General features: G+C 56.0%; 15 protein-coding genes and 1 pseudogene. 5 read left to right on the top strand and 11 right to left on the bottom strand.

The annotated features are described in order from the left end of the window. Positions 1–44: 44 nt before the first annotated feature. From ACR0KL_RS03895 to ACR0KL_RS03885, 3 genes are read right to left on the bottom strand one after another with little or no spacing between them, the layout of a single operon-like run. Entirely contained in the window at positions 45–1,466 is a 1,422-nt protein-coding gene (locus ACR0KL_RS03895) for a hypothetical protein (RefSeq protein ID WP_170677357.1), read from the bottom strand. Then, the gene (locus tag ACR0KL_RS03890; protein ID WP_480776651.1) at positions 1,466–2,368 is read right to left on the bottom strand and encodes a hypothetical protein; all 903 of its coding nucleotides are present in this window, start codon (positions 2,366–2,368) and stop codon (positions 1,466–1,468) included. Before ACR0KL_RS03890 ends, ACR0KL_RS03895 begins: the two co-directional genes overlap by 1 nt. After that, on the bottom strand, positions 2,350–3,066 hold the full coding sequence (locus ACR0KL_RS03885; RefSeq protein ID WP_170665468.1) for a hypothetical protein: 717 nt from the start codon (positions 3,064–3,066) through the stop codon (positions 2,350–2,352). The genes ACR0KL_RS03890 and ACR0KL_RS03885 overlap by 19 nt, the downstream gene beginning before the upstream one ends. 236 nt (positions 3,067–3,302) lie before the next feature. Between ACR0KL_RS03885 and ACR0KL_RS03880 the strand changes: the two genes are divergently transcribed. The 5 genes from ACR0KL_RS03880 (at position 3,303) to ACR0KL_RS03860 (ending at position 11,194) form a co-directional block, all read left to right on the top strand. Continuing rightward, a complete protein-coding gene (locus tag ACR0KL_RS03880; protein ID WP_170677352.1) occupies positions 3,303–4,322 on the top strand; it encodes a hypothetical protein in 1,020 nt (339 codons plus the stop codon). 284 nt (positions 4,323–4,606) lie between these two features. Then, positions 4,607–6,412, top strand: coding sequence for a peroxidase family protein (locus tag ACR0KL_RS03875; RefSeq protein WP_170677350.1), 1,806 nt, complete (start codon positions 4,607–4,609; stop codon positions 6,410–6,412). Positions 6,413–6,422: 10 nt separating this feature from the next. Next, a complete protein-coding gene (locus ACR0KL_RS03870; protein WP_480776650.1) occupies positions 6,423–8,672 on the top strand; it encodes a GDSL-type esterase/lipase family protein in 2,250 nt (749 codons plus the stop codon). 12 nt (positions 8,673–8,684) lie between these two features. Next, positions 8,685–9,728: a caspase family protein gene (locus tag ACR0KL_RS03865; protein ID WP_170677346.1), complete on the top strand. Its 1,044-nt coding sequence runs from the start codon at positions 8,685–8,687 to the stop codon at positions 9,726–9,728. 5 nt (positions 9,729–9,733) lie between these two features. Then, positions 9,734–11,194: a hypothetical protein gene (locus ACR0KL_RS03860; RefSeq protein ID WP_170677344.1), complete on the top strand. Its 1,461-nt coding sequence runs from the start codon at positions 9,734–9,736 to the stop codon at positions 11,192–11,194. Positions 11,195–11,223: 29 nt separating this feature from the next. Here the strand turns inward: ACR0KL_RS03860 and ACR0KL_RS03855 are convergent, their stop codons facing one another. The 8 genes and pseudogenes from ACR0KL_RS03855 to ACR0KL_RS03820 form a co-directional block, all read right to left on the bottom strand. Then, positions 11,224–12,219 carry a PQQ-like beta-propeller repeat protein gene (locus tag ACR0KL_RS03855; protein WP_170665473.1) on the bottom strand — a complete coding sequence of 332 codons (996 nt, stop codon included), beginning with the start codon at positions 12,217–12,219 and terminating at the stop codon, positions 11,224–11,226. A gap of 18 nt (positions 12,220–12,237) precedes the next feature. Then, the gene (locus ACR0KL_RS03850) at positions 12,238–14,451 is read right to left on the bottom strand and encodes a hypothetical protein (protein ID WP_170677341.1); all 2,214 of its coding nucleotides are present in this window, start codon (positions 14,449–14,451) and stop codon (positions 12,238–12,240) included. Positions 14,452–15,112: 661 nt separating this feature from the next. Beyond that, positions 15,113–15,820, bottom strand: a pseudogene (locus ACR0KL_RS03845) (IS6 family transposase). A 74-nt stretch (positions 15,821–15,894) separates the two neighbouring features. Beyond that, positions 15,895–16,635 carry a metallophosphoesterase family protein gene (locus ACR0KL_RS03840; RefSeq protein ID WP_170677339.1) on the bottom strand — a complete coding sequence of 247 codons (741 nt, stop codon included), beginning with the start codon at positions 16,633–16,635 and terminating at the stop codon, positions 15,895–15,897. A 12-nt stretch (positions 16,636–16,647) separates the two neighbouring features. After that, complete coding sequence (locus ACR0KL_RS03835) at positions 16,648–17,703, bottom strand: aldolase/citrate lyase family protein (protein WP_170677337.1); 1,056 nt, start codon at positions 17,701–17,703, stop codon at positions 16,648–16,650. A 14-nt stretch (positions 17,704–17,717) separates the two neighbouring features. Next, positions 17,718–18,518, bottom strand: a complete 801-nt coding sequence (gene hpaH, locus ACR0KL_RS03830; protein WP_170677335.1) for a 2-oxo-hept-4-ene-1,7-dioate hydratase — start codon at positions 18,516–18,518, stop codon at positions 17,718–17,720. After that, on the bottom strand, positions 18,515–19,369 hold the full coding sequence (locus ACR0KL_RS03825) for a fumarylacetoacetate hydrolase family protein (protein WP_170677333.1): 855 nt from the start codon (positions 19,367–19,369) through the stop codon (positions 18,515–18,517). Before ACR0KL_RS03825 ends, hpaH begins: the two co-directional genes overlap by 4 nt. Next, on the bottom strand, positions 19,366–20,763 hold the full coding sequence (locus ACR0KL_RS03820) for a pyridoxal-dependent decarboxylase (RefSeq protein ID WP_170677331.1): 1,398 nt from the start codon (positions 20,761–20,763) through the stop codon (positions 19,366–19,368). Before ACR0KL_RS03820 ends, ACR0KL_RS03825 begins: the two co-directional genes overlap by 4 nt. Between the last annotated feature and the right edge of the window lies 1 nt (position 20,764).

Below are 20,764 nucleotides of genomic sequence, written 5' to 3'. Positions count from 1 at the left end.
AGCGCAATCGAAAAGCCGGGGTGAATTTAGGTCCCCTTCGCGTCCTAGCGCTGTCCTTTTGACATCAGGTCCGGATTCTGGTCAGCGACCTTTCGAACCACGTCCAGGGCTGTTGGCAAATTGGTCGTATCAATCCCATCCGGCTTTTGATTTGTTTCGTTCAGGTACTCCAGGAAGCGAAGCAAATTGCTCAGCGACTCTCCGTTTTCCGGGTTTACGGACAGGGCATCTGCGAACCATCTTGCGGGATCTCGGTAAGGAGGTGAGACATCGTGTGAACAGCAGAGCATGGCATCCGTCACGCCCAGTGCGTTGCGGTAGTGGGTATCGGTCGGGGACAACGTCGCCGCCTCAAGAAAGGATACGCGCGCAGCCATCCAGTCTTTTTCTTCCGAAGCCTGAATGAACCCTATCAACGCATGGGCCAATGCCCTGAGTTCCGGTTCATTGAGGGTCAACTCACTTTCCAGATAACGCTTTAGCGCGGCCTGTGCCATTTGCACTGTCCCGTCGGACACAGGCGGAAACTCATCGGACAACCGGTTTTGCCGCAGCCTTAGAAACCCGAGCGCACCATTCAGAAAATCAAGTTCGGGCAAGCTACTATGGAACAGATGCGAGGCTTCGGGGTTGATGCGAATGTATCCCTGGTTGGGATGGCCGCCGAACATGTCATCCACCTTGATCCAACCAGGTTCGGCCCCAATTTCAACACTGAACGCTCTTCGCTCGTTCGGCTCAAAGAGCAGCTCGTCGCTGGAGGCCTCAAGATCAGGACTACTGTAGACTTTGCTGGCCTCGATAAACGTAGTGTCGATGCGTTGGAACAACTCTTCGGAAACCACGCGCGGTGCAAAAGTCACGTCGAGCGCAGGTATCGAAATCGACATCGGCTCGCCGGACTGGCCAAGGTAAGCATGCAGAAATTCTTCGGCGAAGTTATTAGAAACAGGTTGCACGGCTTCGTATTGATCCGTGAGACGGCGAAACCCCCGGAGTCTGGACTGAACGAAAATCTGGTCCTCTTCCAAAAAAATGCGACCCTGCAAGAAAACCAGAATTTGCCCCTCACGCAATGGCTGCGACGCCCCGCCTGACAATAACAGGCCCAGAACAACGTCAGGATCGCAAACACCATCTAGGAACATATGTGCGACGACTCCAAGACTACCATAGGTCGGCTGATGCCAGCTATCCAGTTTGAAAAGCCAGCTGAACCGTCGTGCCGTTTTCTGTAGTTTCGCCAGTCGGTCCCCGTCACCTGATGACACATCGGCCGAGGTCGCCAGATACTCCAAAGGAACGATATTTGCTGCAGAGTCCTCAAAAACAAACGGATACTCGCAGGCGGTAAATCCACCAGCCTGAACGGCTCGTGAATCCGACACAACGCCCGCCAGAGACAACAGGGTAGCGGAAACGGCCAACCCTGCACGCGTCATGAATGACCTGATTGCGTGTTCCATTATTGACCTCCTCCATCGGTTTGAGATGGAAGCGGATCAACACAGAGTCCCTTGTCGTCAGCGTCACTTCCGCGAATTTCTCGAAGAATTGGAAGCGTACTCTGGTCACCAAAACTGTCCAGCGTCTGTCGATAAACACGATCCGCCCCTTCGCGAGCGAAATTGCCCAGCGCCTGCCATTCGTCCGGCTCCAATCCAAGGTAGTCAGGCCTTGGTTTTGCTGCGTCAAGCGTTCCGATCGCGTCACAATAAAACGCACGAGAACGTAACAACATTGTCTTTTTCTCTTGGGCTTGAACCACAGAGTCAGCCGCCCTTTCGTGCCGCAATCCCAGCGCCAAAGCAGAGAACAGACGCAACTCGGCATTGCCCCGAAACAGTTTATCCAGCCCTGCATCGATCTGGGCCTGCTCGTAGAGGGCCTCGTGGTAACCCTGCATACGGGGCGGCTCGACGTTATGGAAACCGTAGTGGCGCAGAGGAATGACCACATAGGCCACGATGATGTCACCCCCGCTGACTCTGGCACCGACTTCTAGCAATACCCGTTCGTCGTTCAGAACTCCTGTGACGTCGGCATCATAGGTATTTCGATCCCGCAACTGACGCTGCGGGCAGTAGATCACCTTTGCAAGAGACCCAAGCGAGGCGTCGGCCTTGTCAAAGTGCATTTCGAATGCAGCAAGCAAGGCGCGCCGTCTGCGTTCGCTGATCGGGCTGACCATATCCATCGAACCTATAAGCAATTTGTCGTTTCTTGCCGTGTCATCCGGGCAACCCTGGAGCCCCGCATGCGCGTCCTCACCCAAAAGAAAGATTACGATCAAGCCCACCACAACTCCCCTGCACATCTGCGAGAAGCTCTGTTTAGAAGGTTTGCAATTCACCAGAACATCCACCATTTCTGCGCCCTTTGGTTTGCTCTTTCGATTTGCGCCAAAGCCGCCTGAATTGCCTTTTGAAATTCCGGCTGCGCATCAGCGGGCACCCCTGCATCTGTCAAATCCGCGCCGAGGCGTTCGAGCGGTTCCACAGCGTCGAGGCAACCTACGCTGCCAGCGATTTCGGAAACAGCCTTACGCGTCCCCCACTTGAAAGTTTGGGTCGGATCATCAATCACGCGGATGATGACCTCGCAGGTTTCGTCGTTAGTTGTCAGTCCCGCCTGTTCCAATCCCAACTTTCCCCAGCTGACCTGAAACTCATTTCCATGGTCGATGAATTGGACCAGCGGAAATGCTGCAACACTGCCGAAGCCCCCTAGCGCGAGCGCGGTCGCCTTGGATTTTTCAGCGCTATTCGCGAACTCATCACTGTTTAGGTCTAGAATGTAGGTCTTGAGCTTATCCGCCGTGTCCGCAGTAAATTGCGCTCGCTTAAGATCCAGTTCAACGCTCTGAACCAACAGGTATGCTAGAAAAAATGCGGCCGAGGTTTTGATGAGCGAAGATAAAAGTTCTGCGAACCAGGCCCCGGTCCGTCTGCTTCTGGGTTCGGGCGACGCTGGTCGCTCTGCGTTCCCACCGCTGCGGGCGTAAAGGAGTAGAGCCTCTGATTTTTCAGAAGCGTTTTCCTGGTTATTTGCTCCGTCAACACCCATGGTTTTGTCAGAACTTGCGATCCTGGGACTTGGCCAATCTTATCACAACAAATCAAAATTCAGAAGAATTCCTCCTGAACTCAACTCATGCCAAGCATCTGGGCGCTGTACTTAAAACGGGTCGTCTGGTCCTTCAAAACGGCGACTTCCAACATGGTCGACCGTCAAGCGGTGATTGACTTCAGAAATTGTGTTAAGGATTTCAGAGGGGTTTTCGGCAATTCATGAGGTTGAACATGTCTAACCGCCGGGTGAAACCGCGATATTTTTCGATTGTTTTGCTTCCAGTTCTGATATTCGGTGTTCACAAGCTGATCCAAGATCACATGATCGCATCGGAACTGGATATCCCGCTTAAGATCCTGAGCGATCAGAACACATGGCTTGAAGCGGTAGGCCGGCTCAGATTTCTTGCAGCATCTTGGTTCTTTGCGGCGCTTGCCGTTCTCGCCGTTGCCGTGCTGGCCCGCAGTTTGGCGCGACCGATGGAACAGCAAACCAGGGTGGCCGCCATAGTAACGACTTTGGCTGTCTTTTTGTTGGCACTGACGCCAACAATCCAGCAGTTTACAACATCCACCGCGCCCCGGATTTACTATCAGGTCGGCAAAACGGTTTTTGAAACGACCTTGGCCAATGGTTCGCTACCCGGTTGCATGAACGCGAATGACACCTGGCTGTTGGGCACTTGCGGTGAAAGCCCTGTATTTTCAATGTTCAACCGGGTTTTGGACATCGTCAATGCACTTGCTGGTCTGTCCGTTGGGGCACTGATTGCCGGTATGATCCTATGTCTGGCCTCCAGAGACAGCCCTGATATCGAAGAGAGAGCCGAAGAACTGGCCGCCAACATGCATCAGATGCGGCAGCAATTGTACCTGTCCAGCCTCATTCTGACTTTCGGCATGTTTTTTGCTTCAAGCTGGATGTACTGGCCCATGCCCCTTATAGAGGACAGCGGAAAGGCCGCCTACGGGTCGCTGGTCAAAGCGTCTGCATTGTTTACCGGAACCTATTTTTGCCTGTTGCTGCTCAGCTTCTATCTTCCGGTTGCTTTGGTTCTGGACAGCCGCGTAAAAAGACTTGCCCTGCGGGCCCGCGGGCGCTCGCGAACCGAAGAAACCTTTGATATCGCCGGTTGGAAAGCCACTCATGGGCTTAAGGAAGGTACGGGCGAAATCCTGCGTGCCGGATTTGCACTTGTCGCTCCGATTCTGGCTTCATTTGCCGGGGGCATAACACCGTTGGCAGTTTGATTGCGCCATGCGCAACCATTTGACTTGGCGCCAAAATTTGTGAACAGTCCACCAAACTGCAACCAACTGTTTTGAGGCGGGAAACTGCCTATTTTTCATGGTCAACTTTCAGTTGTACCGATTTTCTGCTAGTATTTACTCGGACCGAGAGAACCTAGTTCGGTCTGTTTTCATATAAGGAAGTCGTTCGGTTTAACTAGTTTCGTCACAAACACCAATTTCTATTTTGAGATGAAATCTCTTAAGCAATCGGATGGCTTCGCCGCTAAGCGAGGTATCCTGAAATGCTTTTCACGCTCGGTCACGGTCAAAAGATTATCCTATCCACACAAGCCGCCCCCGGGGCTATGGCAGGTCTGGCGCCGTCGGTGCGCACCGATGCCGTATCCTATGCCCAGGCTACGGCAAACTCGCCGGTCGCGGCTCCTGCCGGGGCTATGGCCATGCCGCAGGATGGTTCAACGCCGGGCGGACCTTTTGGTTACTTCTTCCCCGACGCGCCCGAAATTTCGACTGACGATACGACGATTGGAAAGCTGGACGCGTTGGCGGATGCGATGGTCGAAGCCGACAATGATCCACCTCATGCAGACAGCCATATTCCCCCTGTATTCACCTACCTCGGCCAGTTTATCGATCATGATATAACGGCTAACATGGATCCCTCGGGGGATCAGTCAGTAATCGAACCACCCGCCGGAGGAACCCTGGACCCATTGCCCAGAAGTACCGTGACGGCGTCCCTGCTGAACCTTCGAAAAGGATCGCTGGGACTGGACAGCCTTTATGGTGACGGACCAGACAATGGACCTGCCGCAGTCAAACTGAAAGACGCCATGCGGTCGCCCGGATTTCCAGCTATGATGCGTCTCGACGTACCCACTGACGTTGGTGGTCGTCCCCCGCTGCCTGCGGATGACGCCTGCGACCTGCTTCGGCTCGGCACCTTATTGGATCAAGGAACTTTGCATGAAAGCGATATTCTGGGAACTCCAATCGAAAACGCGTTTGCCTCGAATGGCGTGATCAACCGGCGCGCAGCAGTTATCGGAGACGCACGCAACGATGAGAATCTTCTGGTTGCCCAACTCCACGCCGCGTTCCTGCGGTTCCATAACCGCGTTGTCGTCTGGCTTAGGGGACAGGCGGGTGCCCCCACCGGAGAAGAGGCCGTATTCGAAGAAGCCAAGAAGCTGACGCGCTGGCATTATCAGTGGCTTGTGATGAACATCTACCTGAACAAGGTATGCGACCCCGCCATGGTGGCTGAAGTCATCGCAAACGGTGCAGCAAGTTATGCGGCTTTCTTCGAGCGAGTGAAAACAGCCAGTGGAGGCTCGCTGCCTGCGGAAAACCTTCCATTGCCATTCGAGTTTTCTGTTGCTGCCTTCCGCTTTGGCCACTCGATGGTGAGGGGCGCGTATGACCACAACCGGTTCTTTGGCCGCGGACCATCGCCAATATTGCCGCAAGCGGGCTTCGATCTGCTATTCGCCTTTACCGGAGGCGGAGGGCTTGGCAATAACCCCACGCTACCAACGAACTGGATCATCGAGTGGGATCGGTTTACACTCGACAACCCGAGCGAGCCCGACCACTTTGCGCGCAAGATCGACACCCAGTTGGCACCGCCACTTGCCGATATGCGCAACGAACCATCCGGTGTCTTCAAGCACCTTGCCCGCCGAAATCTTCGTCGCGGCCATCGGTTGAACCTACCTTCAGCTCAGGCCTGTATCGTGGAATTCAACACCGACAGCTATGGCGGCATCACCGCGCTGACCACCGCAGAGCTGACTTCGGGCGATACCGGGCAGGCCGTTTCGGACGGAGGTTTCGAAAACGAAACTCCGCTTTGGTTCTATGTCCTTCGCGAGGCCGAGGTTCAGGCTGACGGAACCCATCTGGGACAACTGGGCAGCCGCATTGTCGCCGAAACGCTGGTTGGTCTGACCCTATGTGATCCTTCATCTTACTGGCATCAACCCGGGTCCGACAAAGGGCGTTGGCATCCACAGGACGGCGCCAAACCGGACGGCATCGTCGTGGATGATATCCCCGCGATGATCCGCGCCGCACTCTGGATGTAAGGAGAGCCCTATGGTCGACAACGCCCTGCCCGACCCTATTCAAACAGACGAACTGCGCCGAAAGTTGTTTGATCCTTCCGTTTCAGAGGAAGATCTGGCGGCCTATATGGTGCTCGATCCATCAGCCAGTCGGCCATTCGCCCCGGTCGTGCGGGTAAACCCTGCGTTGATTCAGCCCCCGCCCAGCGGTAGCGGCCTGAACAGCGCTTTGCAGGGTGCATTGGCTCTCGGAGGGTTGAATGACGTTTCCCGAGCACGCAGACGCCAAGCCTACCAGGCAAAAATTGCAGCTGGTTGGAACAGGCTGAAAATCGTGTCCGAGGGCGACAGCTGGTTTCAATACCCTTTCCTGTTGCAGGACGTCATCGACCATCTATCTCGAAAACACGCCATTCTGAGCCTTGGCGCAGCAGGAGATAAGTTGGACGATATTTCTGCACAAAACGAGTTGGTCACGGCGGTGTTGGCGGAGCGCCCGCATGTCGTGCTTCTTAGCGGTGGTGGCAATGATCTCGTCGGCGGCGGCAACCTAGCCGCCATTGTTCGCCCCTTTACTCCCGGTCTGGATGCTGAGGGTCACATAACGGACATGTTCGACCGCATTCTGGCCGACGTGAAACAGCATATGCGCAACATCACAAACCACGTAGCCGCAGCCGCGCCCGGTACACCGATCGTGACACATACCTATGATCACGCCATCCCCGATAACGGTCGTTGGCTTGGCCGCCCGCTTAACTCACGCGGCATCACTGACAAAGGCCTGCAACGCGAAATTGTGCGAATCCTGATCGACCGTTGGGCCGCAGCTTTGTTCAGCCTCGCCAAAGAACCGGGTCTGGCCGGGAAGCTCCACATTGTGGATTGCCGCGGCACCGTACCCGATACTGGTTGGGAAGATGAGCTTCATCCCGATTCCAAATCATTCGGCAAAGTGGCTCAGAAATTCCAGACAGTCATCAAACGGGTAACCTCTGACGCGCAACCCGCACAGGCACTTGGCGCGATGGGCACACTGCGACGTCCCGCACCCGAGGAAAACGCTCTCGGCGATACAGTTCTTTCGCTCGCCTACCATTTCGATGACACTATCTTGTTGTCCGAGATCGGACGCCGTGCGTCGCTGGAACGGGCCGTACCTGCGGGTGCGGCAATGGCTATGCAGCACGACGTCGAAAATGTACCTGAATCCAGCCTAGCCGGCGGGTACCCAGCGCTTCGCCAACTGGGTGCCAGAATCCTCGGGCGGGCACACCGAGAGTTACACAGTCTGCTGTGTGGAACCGACGATGCCGACAAGGAAGACCGCAAAGCCCTGCGGGATGCCTTCAACATCGGACAAGGCGCGCTGGCCGCGGCGATTGCGGGCCTGCTTGCTAGCGGCCCCTTGGGCCTGACAGCCTTTGTCGCAGCCCCGGTCGCGGCAATCATCGTGCGTCGCTTCTTGGCACCCAGTTGGGAAGAAACTTGCACGCTGTGGGGCGAGAAACTGAATGGCGGAGGTACGGCGCAAGCCAGCCTCAACGTCGCTCAGCACGGTATCCAGACTGTAAAAGCCAACCCAGACCGGTTCTGCGCGGCCTTTATGAAAAACGTGGATCCAAGCGAAGTTGAAACGTTAGAAGGATCAAGAGCGGCCTTGCTGAACAGCGCGAAATGGCCCTTTAACTCAAAGATCAAAGTGCGGTTCCTTGAAGGGACGGATCACCTGAAAGCCCGGGTTGAACATTACGCTCAGCTTTGGGTTGCTGGCGATATGGCCGCACTGACATTCGAATTCGTCACTGACGGCGACGCGGATATCAGGATTTCGTTCATTCAGGGCGCAGGCTCGTGGTCGCTGGTGGGGACCGAGTGCTTTTCAGAGCCTGATCAGACAAAACCCACTATGAATTTCGGCTGGTTGACAGATCAGTCCAACGAGGAAGAAATTCGCGAGGTGGTGTTGCATGAATTCGGTCATGCCCTTGGGCTGATCCACGAGCATCAAAACCCCGATGGCGGTATTGAATGGAACGAAGCGGTTGTTTTGCAGGAACTGTCCGGCGCACCGAATTTCTGGGACGAGGCCACGATCCGGCGCAACGTTCTGGATCACTACGATCCAACTATCCTGACCCTGACAGAAATCGACCCGCATTCAATCATGATGTACCCAATACCAAATAAATGGACGATTGGGGACTTTGAAACCGGGTTCAATTCGGACTTCAGCCCGTCAGATCGCGAACTGATCCGACGTGCCTATCCGTCAATCTGAGGCCAACGGAAGATGCCGCAAAATGCCATGGCTCTGGTAATTGCGATCAAGCGTTATCCCAGTTTTGGAGGCAATGCTTCTTCGGGTTCGCGGGATCTCAAAGGCCCCGTCAATGATGCCACAACATTTATCCAGTGGCTGAAATCTCAGGGGATACCGGATGCTCACATCTTTGACGTAACATCAGACGATTTCCCGGCCGCTGGTCCAATTGGCCCCGCTCTGGCGGACCTTACCAATAAGCTTGACGACCTGATAAAGGTCGCCAAGGAAGCGCCCGCGAAAGAAAGGCTGTATATTTATGTTAGCGGTCATGGATATGGCAGACGACGGACCGAAGGCGGGCTCTACCTCGCCGACGCGACGCCGGACAACCTCACCAACTTGTTTGTCACCGACTATTTTCACTGGTTCATGGATGCCGCCCGGTTCAAGGAATGCATCCTGTTTTATGACGCGTGTATGGATCAAGGGCGGCTAGCCTCGCCGGCGCCGATACATTGGCGGCGTGAGGTAGACCGGGCCAGCCACAATATCCAGGCATTAGGGATTTATGCGGCGCGTTTTGCAGGACGCGCTGTTGAACGCAAAATGGAAAACGGCAAGGACCACGGTGCTTTTTCCTATGCTTTGAAGATGGCGCTGGACGGTGCTGCAGCGGTGGACGACGGGCAGGGCAACCGGGTTATCACCAGTGAAAGCCTGCGCGACTATCTGATTGCAACGATGCAAAAACTGATGACAGACGATCAACGTCAGCACCCTCTGGTTTCGACAGAGCCCGATTTTGGTCCGTTTGACTCGGTCATACTGGTCAAAAACGCCCCGCCTTTTCAGAAATTCGTCCAGATCTTACTGCCCGGCCCGGTGGTCGGCAAAACACTGATTCTGGAAAATGCCAAACTTAAAGAAGAGGCGCAGATAGATGCCATTGAAGATAGCATCACTCTGGATCTTTCACCGGGTTTGTACGTGCTTTCCGACGGCACCGGGTGGGAACGCGCATTTGAATTTACCGGCGCAGAAACCGAGATTGATTTGCAGAGAGCAGAGTAAGAGCAATGCCCAAACTGAGTGTACGCGCTGCAGATGAAACCACCGAAATCTTCGTGATTGCTGCGGATTTCGCCTTGCGCGGACGCGGGGCCCGACGGCTGGATCAGGATCTGCTGGCCGGCATTTACAAGGTGCGCGCAGTTTCAGGCAGGAGTGAATGGCAACGAGTCATTGTTCTGCGTGAGGATACCATTCTCGACGTACCAAAGATCGAATTTGGATCTGCGGCCCCATTGGCCAGCACGAACCGGACACACGAAACTCATATGTATGCAGCCGAACAGGCTGCGCCGCCGGAACAGGGCATTGTTGACGCAGCCCCTGCCATTGCCCTGTCTTTGGGTCGGCGGCGCGCGCCTGTCCACAGCGGATCTTTTGTCTTCATGGCCCGTTGGTGGACACCTTGGAGCGATTTTGGGCCAATGAATCTGGACAATCCGGCTGAAGGGGCAAGCCTACGTACCGGTGGTGGCCGGGGCCTACTGCCTCTGGACCTGTCCACAGAAGAGGGCGACCAAACGGGTCCCACCCATGCAGGACCCCGAATAGCACCCGAAGCGACTTGGTTCTCGGGTGATTTGTCATCGGACCGATATTCCGGTGCATCTTTGAACGCGGCACCCGGTATGTATTCCCTGTCTTTGTCCGATGGCGAAAGCAAAATCGAGCAGATGATTACCATCCTGCCCGGCTGGCGCACCCATGTATTCGCCCTTTATGAGCCGCCGATCGAAAATATCGAAGGCACCGTTACGAACGTAAATAAACGACTTGTGGATATTTCGATTCACCTCTCTCGCGACCGGATGTTTATGGGTGACGAAATGGCCCGACTGACGGATGCGGCACGGCTCGCGCTGGCGGATGAAAGGTCGACGGCGACAAACGAATTGCTGCGATACGTGGGCGGAAAGTTTGAAAACCCGATGCTCGGCCTGTATGGGGCCCATCTGTTGTTACTTCTCAAAGAAAAGAGTTCGGCCGCCAGCATACCGCGCCCGGTTGACTATAACGACAGTCTGTATCGCGAAGTTGTCGAAAACATCGCACGTATTTTCGGCGACCAGCACCCAGACATTGTCGCTCTGCGCGGTCTGGGCAGAGGAATGAACACGATAAAATTTCCGCCAATGCTGTCACACAGTTGGTTGAAGCTTCTGGCGAGCTCCGTCGAACATCCGAACCTGATACCGCCAAGTCTTTGGCGCCGCACAGCCCTGCGTTCACGGACGCAACCCTTCTTCGCATGGCGCATCCCACAATATGGTGGTGATCGGATCATGCAGCGCGAGATCGAATTGACCCGCGCGATTCTTGAAGCCGCCGAAGAACGTGAGCGCTATGACGAAGCAGCGGCCGGTTTGAGGAGCGGCCGCGCCGACGCCTCGGCGCGCGAAGCGTTCGTGCGCGAATGCGTTTCGCTATTTGAAGCTCCGCGCTCGGTCATCGATCTGATCCTCAGGTAACGAGCATTCAACTGTTCTAGAAAACCGATTTAGGGCGGCGGAGCCGGAACTGCGTAGATATCCCTGATTTCAGCCGACCACAGCCTTTCTCCGGTCTCAAGATCGTATGCACGCAATTGCATCGGTTCTTCCGAAAGTTCGCCATCCTGCAAACGTGCGTATGGCTGCAGTTCAACAAACAGCTTGCCATCGGATACGACAAAGGGTGAAAAACTAACCGGTAGGTCAACCGACCCAAGAACTTCGGTGCGGCCAATGTTGTGCAGGTTCCAGCGATAAACTGTCCAGATACCTTCGCCTTCCAAAGGTGCGCTTTCCAACCAGGTCATTCCGTCAGCAGACTGGAACTGCAGAGGGTTGGGTGCTGTGCTTTCTTCCGCTGGCTGTCCAGCCGCACCAGGACGGCGGATCGAAAACTGAGGTACGGTGGGAAGCGCACGTTCGACGGTCGGTTCGACCATCGGGCGCACTGTTCCGTCCTGCGGCGACAACCGGACCTGCCCCCGGATTACAGTCTCTTCATCTTGCGCCTCGGCAGGGGTTGCGCCTGGAAATGCTCCCAGCGCTCCGGTCGGAGGACCCATTCCGGGCAGAATTTCGTCGGGCAGCATTTCGTCATGGCCGCTCGCAAGCCCGCGCAGGGGCCGCTCACGGTATTCCCAGCGCAATACGGCTTCGCCGTCCATGGGCTCTGCCGAAACGCTGAAACCGCGGTCGGTCGTCGCGGCGAGACTTGATTGTACGCCGGCAGGCAGTGGCACCGTGCTTTCGCTTTGCACGGCCCCTTTGTCATCGATCCGCAACATGCGGATCGCGACACCGTTGCCCGTATCTTTCGGCAATGCCTGGCTGAGAAGAAGGTTCTCTTTCAACAGCAACGGCTTATCTGCGTTTTCGGAATGCCAGATTTTGGCCCCGTCCTGCAGTGATATTGCTGTCACGCCGCCTTGGGGGGCCATGACATAGGCCCGTCCGCCCTCGGTATCGATGACAATGCCAGAGCTGAGTTCGATGCTTGTAGTCATAATCCTCTTCGCCTCCTCTCAGCTGGGTTGCACGGTGTTGGCCGCGGGGTTCAGGGCGATCAGCGGTTGCGACAGATCGAGGGTCCAAGCCCCTCTACCAAGTGTCGCGGCAAGCAGCACTTGATTGGCGTCATCATATTGCAGTTGCATGACCGGCACCGCAGGCAAATCGGCCGCCAAACGAAACCACCCGGTTAAATTCGGAGCCTCGGCAGCATAGATGCCTGCATTAGTCCCCACGACCAGATGGCCATTTCCAAAGTTTCCGCACCAGACAACCGATCGAATGGTACGACCGCCGGCGGCCAGCAGGTTGTCGGTTATGTCCACCCAAGTCTGGCCCGAATCGACTGTCTGATGAACGCTGTTGAACAGAGTCGCGAATGCAGTGGTTGGCGTGCCTGCGTCCAATGCCACAGCGGTCACGTCCTCTCCGTTACTGAACCTGGTCGTTTGCTGCAGTTGTGCTGGCGCAGGACCGGTCCGGACGAAGACATCCAAACCTGCGCCGACATACAGCACATCCGCGTCGTTTATACCTCCATAAGCCACTGACGCCGCCGCATTCGCCTGAACTCCGATCGGCCCGACCAGACGCAAAGTATCACCCCGGTCAAAAGATTCCCAAACGGCATTAGCTCCGCAAATGACCAGACGCAAAGGGTCGCCCGGGTTCGTTTGGATCGGAGAATAGAACTGAGGCGAAAGCGACATCGTCGTTCCAACCTCAAACAGCTGAAGCCGCTGGAACCCCAGCGAAACCCCGTTTGCATCAAAGAACTGCCTATGCGCATTTCCCAAAAACTGAAAACTGAAATAGCGGACCGATCCGCCGTTCGTGGTGTCAGGTGCAATTGCCACGACACCGCCATCTCCACCCATCACAGTCGGCCATCTTTCGGTTCCAGAACCGGGTTGGCGCAGCGTTCCGTTGTCCTGTGCGCCGCCCAACGCGACCTGTGTCGCCGGATCCCAGGCGGCGGAATGAAATTCCGTGTTCTGCAGCGACCCTATCATCGTTACCCAGTCACCAAGGTTCGAATGCGGATCTGTGCGGCGGTAAACACCACCGTCATCGCCTTCGATCAGATCGCCGTTGCTCGCTATGGCCATGGTTCGGGAATCCGCATGCGGCGCGCTGTTTGCATTGGTGTTCTGATGCGTGATCGGGCTGGCTTGTGCTCCGGTCGGCTGGCTCGCATCGACACGGAACAGACGGCCCGAAAAGGTTTGTGCGCCAATCGAGTTGGGAAACTGCGGCAAGGCAAGCCCCGGTGGTGCGTTCTCATCAAACGAAGGTTGCCGGTCACCTCCGATATACACAATGTTGGCATCCTGCAGGTCAGCTGCCATCGAAAAGTGGATACCTGCCTGTCCGCCCGGATGCAGGCCAAAGGTATTGCCGCCGCCTTCGGTTGTCGTAGGTAGATCCAGATTGGACCAGTTAGCTCCCCGGTCAGCCGAGTGGAACAATGCTGCAAGCCGGCCATTCACCGCAATCGCAACAAAGACCGTATCGCCTGGCCCAGGTGCTATGCGCACACTGGTTGGACTGAATAGGAACGACTCCATGACGCTGGAACTGATTTTTGCCCACGACACGCCACCGTCAGATGTCACAAAGATCGCCCTGCCAGCGTGCACATAGACCAAATCCGCATCAACCGGAGATGCCGCGACCGCGAATGACGGACCTGTTTGCAGAGAGGCGGGCGACAGATGAGTGAAGCTCTGACCCTTGTCATCCGAACGGTAAACTCCATCCGCCAAAGAAGCCCGCCCACCGTTTCCCGCAAGAATAATCACATCTCCGGCGGCGTGAATTGCCCTGATATGTAGGGCGCGAAACAGCCCGCCATTGTCCAGAATGCTCCAGCTGGCACCATCATCTTCAGACAGCATAACGCCCAACAACGCCCCGCCGACACGGCGCATGCTACTGAAGCGCCCGGTGCCGGCGACGAGTGTCTGCACTGTCGGATCGTTGCGATCCAGACAAAGGGCTCCGATCGAAAGAGAGTCTTCGTTTGGCATCAGACTAACCCAGTCTGGCTGTGCGTCCAGCGCGTTCCGTGTACGCCATACGCCTCCGTTCACGGCACCAATATAGAGGATGTCGCTGTCAGCCGGATGTGGAGCCACGGCATTTACGGCCCCTACGATTTCGTTGTCGGCAACAGCTTCAGACTGGCCATCCGTAGCGGGTCGCGGTCCTTGTGGTATCCAATTCATCACGCTCCCCTCTTTTGTTCAGTACAAATGTTCAAGCGCCCGAAACTAGGGCTTGCCTTGCTGTCGACGAAAAACAAACAGCGGTCGTTTCAATATCTCTACTGGTTTCCCGGCTTGCTGACCGGTCAACCCCAAAGTCTTTGATACTATATATTCTTCGCGGCCCCGCGCAGGCTTAGGATCTGTTCTCTGGCTGCAACCGTGTCAGCAATTGTGAGATCAAGAAGCTCACCACAAACCAGGTCGGAAGAAAGGCCAGAAGTTCCAGAAGAAAAGAACCAAACTTGTAAAACGTGTTTGCGATGGCAACCGAAATTATCAGCGACGGGCCCTCAACAACAAGGAGCTTCCGGATGCTCTGGGACTTGACTGCATGGTACATGTCACAATCCTTATTTTGTAAACCAAATGCGTTTACTTTAACGGTCTTAGGTTCTCTCAAACTGCCGATTTAGTCAAGTTTTTAACGCGCCGCGACGGTCCGGAGACCGCCAAACAAACGTGGTTTGCCGAAGCAACAGCTGCACCGACAAACTTGCAGGCGCTGCCCTAATCACCCGCTTAACTACGGCTGACTAACCGCCGAGCCTCATAGATGATCTCAATTGGTTGCTGTCCGACAAACTCGAACCAGTCTCAGTGTGCCGCGGAAACCGCGAACCTATCCGGAACAAATTTGACGCCACTCGGCAAGAGCGGCAGTGCGTGTCGGCTTGAAGGTGTCCCGGCGGGTGAGCGATCTTTCCTGGTTGAAGTGATTGTAGACCCAGGAATGGACGGAGGCGAACTTCTACAAACTTGGCATGCGCCTGAACCGTTGTATGGCGCGTTCATGCCGTCGAAACGGGAGGTGTGAATTCTCGACTCGGTTGTTGAGCCACCTGCCCGTCTGTTGTTTTTCCGTAGCACCAAGCTCTCTGAGCGCGGCCTGGTATGACGCGAAGCGATCCGTGACGACGGTTTCCGCTTTGCCGTGTCGCTTCACAAACTTCTTGAGGAATTTCAGTGCTGCAGCCTTGTTTCGGTGTTTGGTAACAACAGCTTCCAGCACCTCGCATTCATGATCAACAGCCCGCCAAAGATAGTGCCGCTTGCCATTCACCTTCACGAAAACCTCGTCTACGTGCCACTTCCATTTGGATAGTGCGCGTAGCTGCTGAAAAAGCTTCTGTCTGATCCCAGCAGCAAACATTGGGCCAAACCTGTTCCACCAATACCGGACAGCTTCATGACTCACGTCGATGCCTCGCTCGTGCAACAAGTCCTAAATACTCCGAAACGAGAGCGGGAAACGGATGTACAGCATCACCGCCAGGCGGATGATCTCGGGGCTGGTTTGGAAGTACTTGAAGGAGGCCGGTTTAGTCATTCCTAAATGCTATGCAACCGCCCTGCACTGCTCAAGCAAAGTTCTTCTGACAAGACCTTCTGGATTACCGAAAGCTATGAAGAGCCACTATAGGTCAGGGGCTTACGCCCCTCGTCGTGCAACAGCCAACACTTCGATCCTTCGAAAACCGCAGCCGTCAGCGATTTGCCATATCCCGCCCCGGTATCGATGTTCACACGGTTTCCATGGTGTTCAGGACTGGCGACGTGGGTATGGCCGTGAACAACCAGCCATGGGTGAGGGTCCGGATAGTCCAGAAACTCTTCGCGGATCCAGATCAGGTCGTCGGGGTCCTGACGTTGCAAGGGAATACCGGGCCGTATGCCTGCATGGACCAACAAAACGTCGTTGCACAGGTAGTAGGGCAACAGACCTGCCAGAAAATCGATATGGGCCTGCGGCACGGCGACTTTGGCCTGAGCATGGACCTGATATATTCGATCCCCTTCGCTAACCTTAACGCCGTAGGAGTTCAACGTTTCAACACCTCCTATCCGGGGATGCAGCCAATGATACCCGACCAATAGACGCGCGTCGTTTCGCGGGTAGTCCTCAAGAAACATTGCGCACATCTGATCGTGGTTGCCGCGCAGGAATGTCCAGTTTCTGCCTTCGGACTGTCCTTTCACCAAAAGGTCAAGAACCTGTCGACTGTGGGCGCCGCGATCCGTGTAATCACCGATAAAGACGATTTGCGCATCAGGCCCACCGTCCTTTTCGATGCGGGCCAGCGCGTCCTCTAGCATGTGCAACTGACCGTGGATGTCACCAATGGCATAGATAGGTTCTGGCATTTTTTGGCGCTCTTACTCAGACCATTCGATGCGGAGCTCTTCCCGAAAGGCAAAACGCACCAGATGGGCTTCGATCACGCCTTTCCACTGCCCCAAGTCCCCGCGCGGGCCGGTCGCAGCGTTAATTGTCAGCCTGTCGTCATTCGCTTCAAGGGTCACGCTGTCACCATCCGCGAAGGCCACGCTTCCCTTCGTTTCGTCAAAAAACACCTCGGCCTTGTGCGACCAGTGTTTACACAGTTGCTGCAGATACTTGCTGGCAGAAGCGGTTTCCGCAACGCCCGAGGCAGTCTGATCCGGCAACAGGCCCAGCCCGACATCGGCGGCGTTGCGCATTGCTGTTGCAAATAGGGTCACGTCGATATTGGTGGCCAAAAAAGTGGCCCCCAGATCCAGGCATTTGCGTTGCATTGTCGGATCAAGGGTCAGGATACCCGCCGCCTTACCAGCCGCCACGATGCGAGCCAGCGCGTCCAAAACGGCTGCAACAACGTCGGGGTGACCGGCATTACCGAGATGGCCCATATCGGCGGCCAGATCGGATGGGCCGATGAACACCCCATCCACATCGGTGGACAGAATATCGTCCAGCGCAGCCATACCTTTTTGGCTTTCGACCTGAACCAGCAGGCAAATCTGTTCGTCCGCCGTTTTCAGGTAGTCCGGGATGGCTGAAAACCGCGAGGCCCGCGCCAGTGCCGATCCCACGCCCCGCACGCCATGCGGTGGGTATTGCACTGCCCGAACCAGCTCACGCGCGTGATCCCCGCTTTCGACCATGGGCACCAGAAGGTTCTGCACGCCCGCGTCCAAATACTGCTTAATCATCCAGGTTTCGCCTATCGGCAGGCGCGCGACCGGAGTGCTACCTGATCCTTCGATCACCTGCACCTGTTCGAGGATCGAGCGCAGATCATTCGGCGCGTGTTCACCGTCAACCAGCAGCCAGTCGAACTGCGCGGTTGCTGCGATCTCGGCCGTATAGGCGTTGGCCATCCCGATCCAGCAGCCGATCTGCGGCTGCCCCGCCTTGAGAGCGGCTTTGAACGTATTCTTTGGCGCAGGCATATGCGGCTTTCCTTTCAGGCGAAATTGATACCGACCGAGCCAAATGGCCCGAAATCGGCATGGATTTCAGTACCCGACGGGCACTCGACCGGGCGGATAAAGCTGCCGGACAGGATGATTTGACCGGGTTCGATGTATTGTCCGTATTGCGCCATGCGGCGGGCCAGCCAGATAACGCTTTCGACCGGATCGTTCAGAACGCCCGCACCTAGGCCGGTTTCCTCGATTTCACCATTGCGGAAGGTCAGCGCACCGACCCAGCGGAGATCAAAAGCATCCACGGCGTGCCGGTCCGCGCCCAGCACGATACCTGCATTGGCGGCATTGTCGCTGATCGTGTCGAATACTGTGCGAGCTTTGCCGGACGCGGGATCCACACGGTGAATACGTGTGTCGAGGATTTCAATGGAGGGCGCTACATAGTCTGTGGCAGCGATGATATCCTCGCGCGTGACGTTCTCCCCTCCGACGGCCGACTTCATCACAAAGGCGATCTCGGCCTCGATCCGTGGTTGGATGAAACGACCCGCCGGAACCGTTCCGCCGTGTTCAAAGGTCATGTCGTCAAACAGGATGCCACTGTCCGGAATGTCGATGTTCAGCGCATATTGCATCGCTTTCGAGGTCAAACCGATCTTCCAGCCAATCACCTTGCGCCCCTCGGCTAGTTTCTGGCGATAGATGGCGTTTTGCACCTCGTAGGCGTCGTCCATGCCCATCTCGGGGTGGCGCAGTGTTAGCAGGCCAATCTGCTCTCCAGTCCGTTCCGCGCTCAGCAGATCAGCAGCTGCGCGGGCATGATCTTCGGGCGTCATTGCTGTTCGTCCTCGACTGTGTTGCGCAGCGTACCTATGCCCTCGACGGACACCTCAACCACGTCACCCGGAGCCAGGTATTTCGGTGGATCAAACCGCGCCCCTGCCCCGGTCGGCGTGCCGGTGACGATGATGTCGCCCGGCTGCAGGGTCATGAAGGTCGAGATGTATTCGATCTCGCGCCGGATCGGGAACATCATGCGGTTCAGGGTATCATCCTGGCGCAACTCGCCGTTCACGTGGGTCTGAATACGGGCATCATCCAGTTGCGCGGCGTTGGTGAACGGCACCAGCCACGGGCCGATAGCACCCGTATTATCCCAATTCTTGCCTTGCGTGACGTTGAACTTGGCGTGGCGCACCCAGTCACGGATCGTACCCTCATTACACAGCGTCAGGGCTGCGATATGGTCGTAGGCGTCCTCTTGTGAAATCCGACGTCCAGTCTTGCCGATGACAATCGCCACTTCGCCTTCGTAGTCCAATGTGTGGTTTTCCGGCGGACGGATCAGAGGGCGGTCATGGCCGGTGAAGCCGCTTGCGAAACGTGGGAAGAGCGACATGTATTTAGGCTGCGCGCTGCCGTCATTGTACTCGGCGTTGCGGTCCGGGAAGTTAACGCCGACGCACAGGATGCGGCGGACATCGGGCATCACCATCTCGTAGGTGAAATCCGTGTGGGTCACGTCCTTTCCTTCGGCGACTGATGCCAGTTGATCAAACACACCAGCAGCGATCACCTCAAAAAGGCTCGCGTGATCTGGGAAAGCATCATTCAACGCAATTGCGCCGACATCCGTGATCGCACCAAAGTAAGTCTGCCCATCGGCGGAGAAGGTTGCGAATTTCATTTAAGTGTCTCCCAAACCTCACGAATAACGTCTGCTGCCATCAGCACATCGTCGCGTGTTGTATCGAATTGTCCGACCTGAAAACGAATGATCTTGCGACCATCAAACATGCCCTGGGTCAGATAAATCCGGCCGTCATCATTCAGCGCATCAACCAGACGCTGCTGCATCGCATCGTCACCCGGGCAGCGGAAGGAAAACAGGCTGAGTATCGGCCCGGTCGTGATCTCGAACCCCTCCATCGCGCCAATTTTCTCTGCAACCTCATTGGCCCAAACGACGTGATTTCGGATTCGTTTACGCAGACCGTCCAACCCGTAAGAGCGCAACAGGAACCAAATCTTCAGCGCACGGAACCGACGTCCCAACGGGATCGTCCATTCCGAATAATTGGTCACCTCGGCACCGGTTGTCTTGAGGTATTCAGGTTCGATCTTCAGCGTGTTGAGCTGCGGTGTGGCGTCACGCAGAAACTGGATGGCGCAATCGAATTGAGCGCCCATCCATTTGTGTGGGTTGAAAACGATGCTGTCATACCACCCCGCCCCAGGCCAAAGCTCTTTGCGGAACTCCGGGCAAATCATTGCCGACCCGGCCCAAGCCGCATCCAGATGGGTGTAAAGGTCGTATTTCTGCGCGATGTTTGCCACAACTTCCAAATCATCACAGGCCCCAACGCCTGTACCGCCTGTGATCGCAATGATCCCGGCTGGCACATGACCGACTTTGATGTCATCGCGGATAGCGGCCTCAAGCGCGACGGCGTCAATCGCGTAGGTCGGTCCCTGTGTTGGCAGCTTGATCAAGTTATCCTGGCCGATTCCAGCAACCCAACAAGAACGGTCAATCGAGGAATGTACCTGGTCTGAGCAATAAATCCGCAGCGCCCCTTTGCTGTTCAGCCCCTGGCGATTACCTGTGTACCCAGTAGCGCGTTCGCGCATCGTCAGTACCGCAGACAAAGTCGCCGAAGACGCGCTGTCCTGAATGACACCGGTCATACCATTTGGCAGACCGAGGGCTTGTCGCAACCAGTCCACCATAACGCCTTCGACCTCAGTCGCTGCGGGTGCGGTTTGCCAGAGCATGCATTGCGCAGCGATAGTGGTCACCAGCATCTCAGCCAGCATCGAAGGCGGGGCGGCATTCGCCGGGAAATACGCAAAGAACCGAGGGTGCTGCCAGTGAGTGATCCCGGGCATCACGATACGTTCGAAATCGGCCATGATGGCCTCCATCGGCTCACCAGATTCCGGGGGTGAGATCTCAAGCTGCGCAGCAATTTCCCCCGGCGCTGTCTGCGCCCGAACAGGACGATCCGCCAGAGTCTTGTGGTAGTCAGCAGCCCAGTTGGAGATTTGCTGCCCCCAGTGAGAAAATTCGTCCCAATTCATA

This window comes from Ruegeria sp. C8 (genome assembly GCF_056537565.1).
This window is presented reverse-complemented; position numbering and strand designations above follow the sequence as displayed.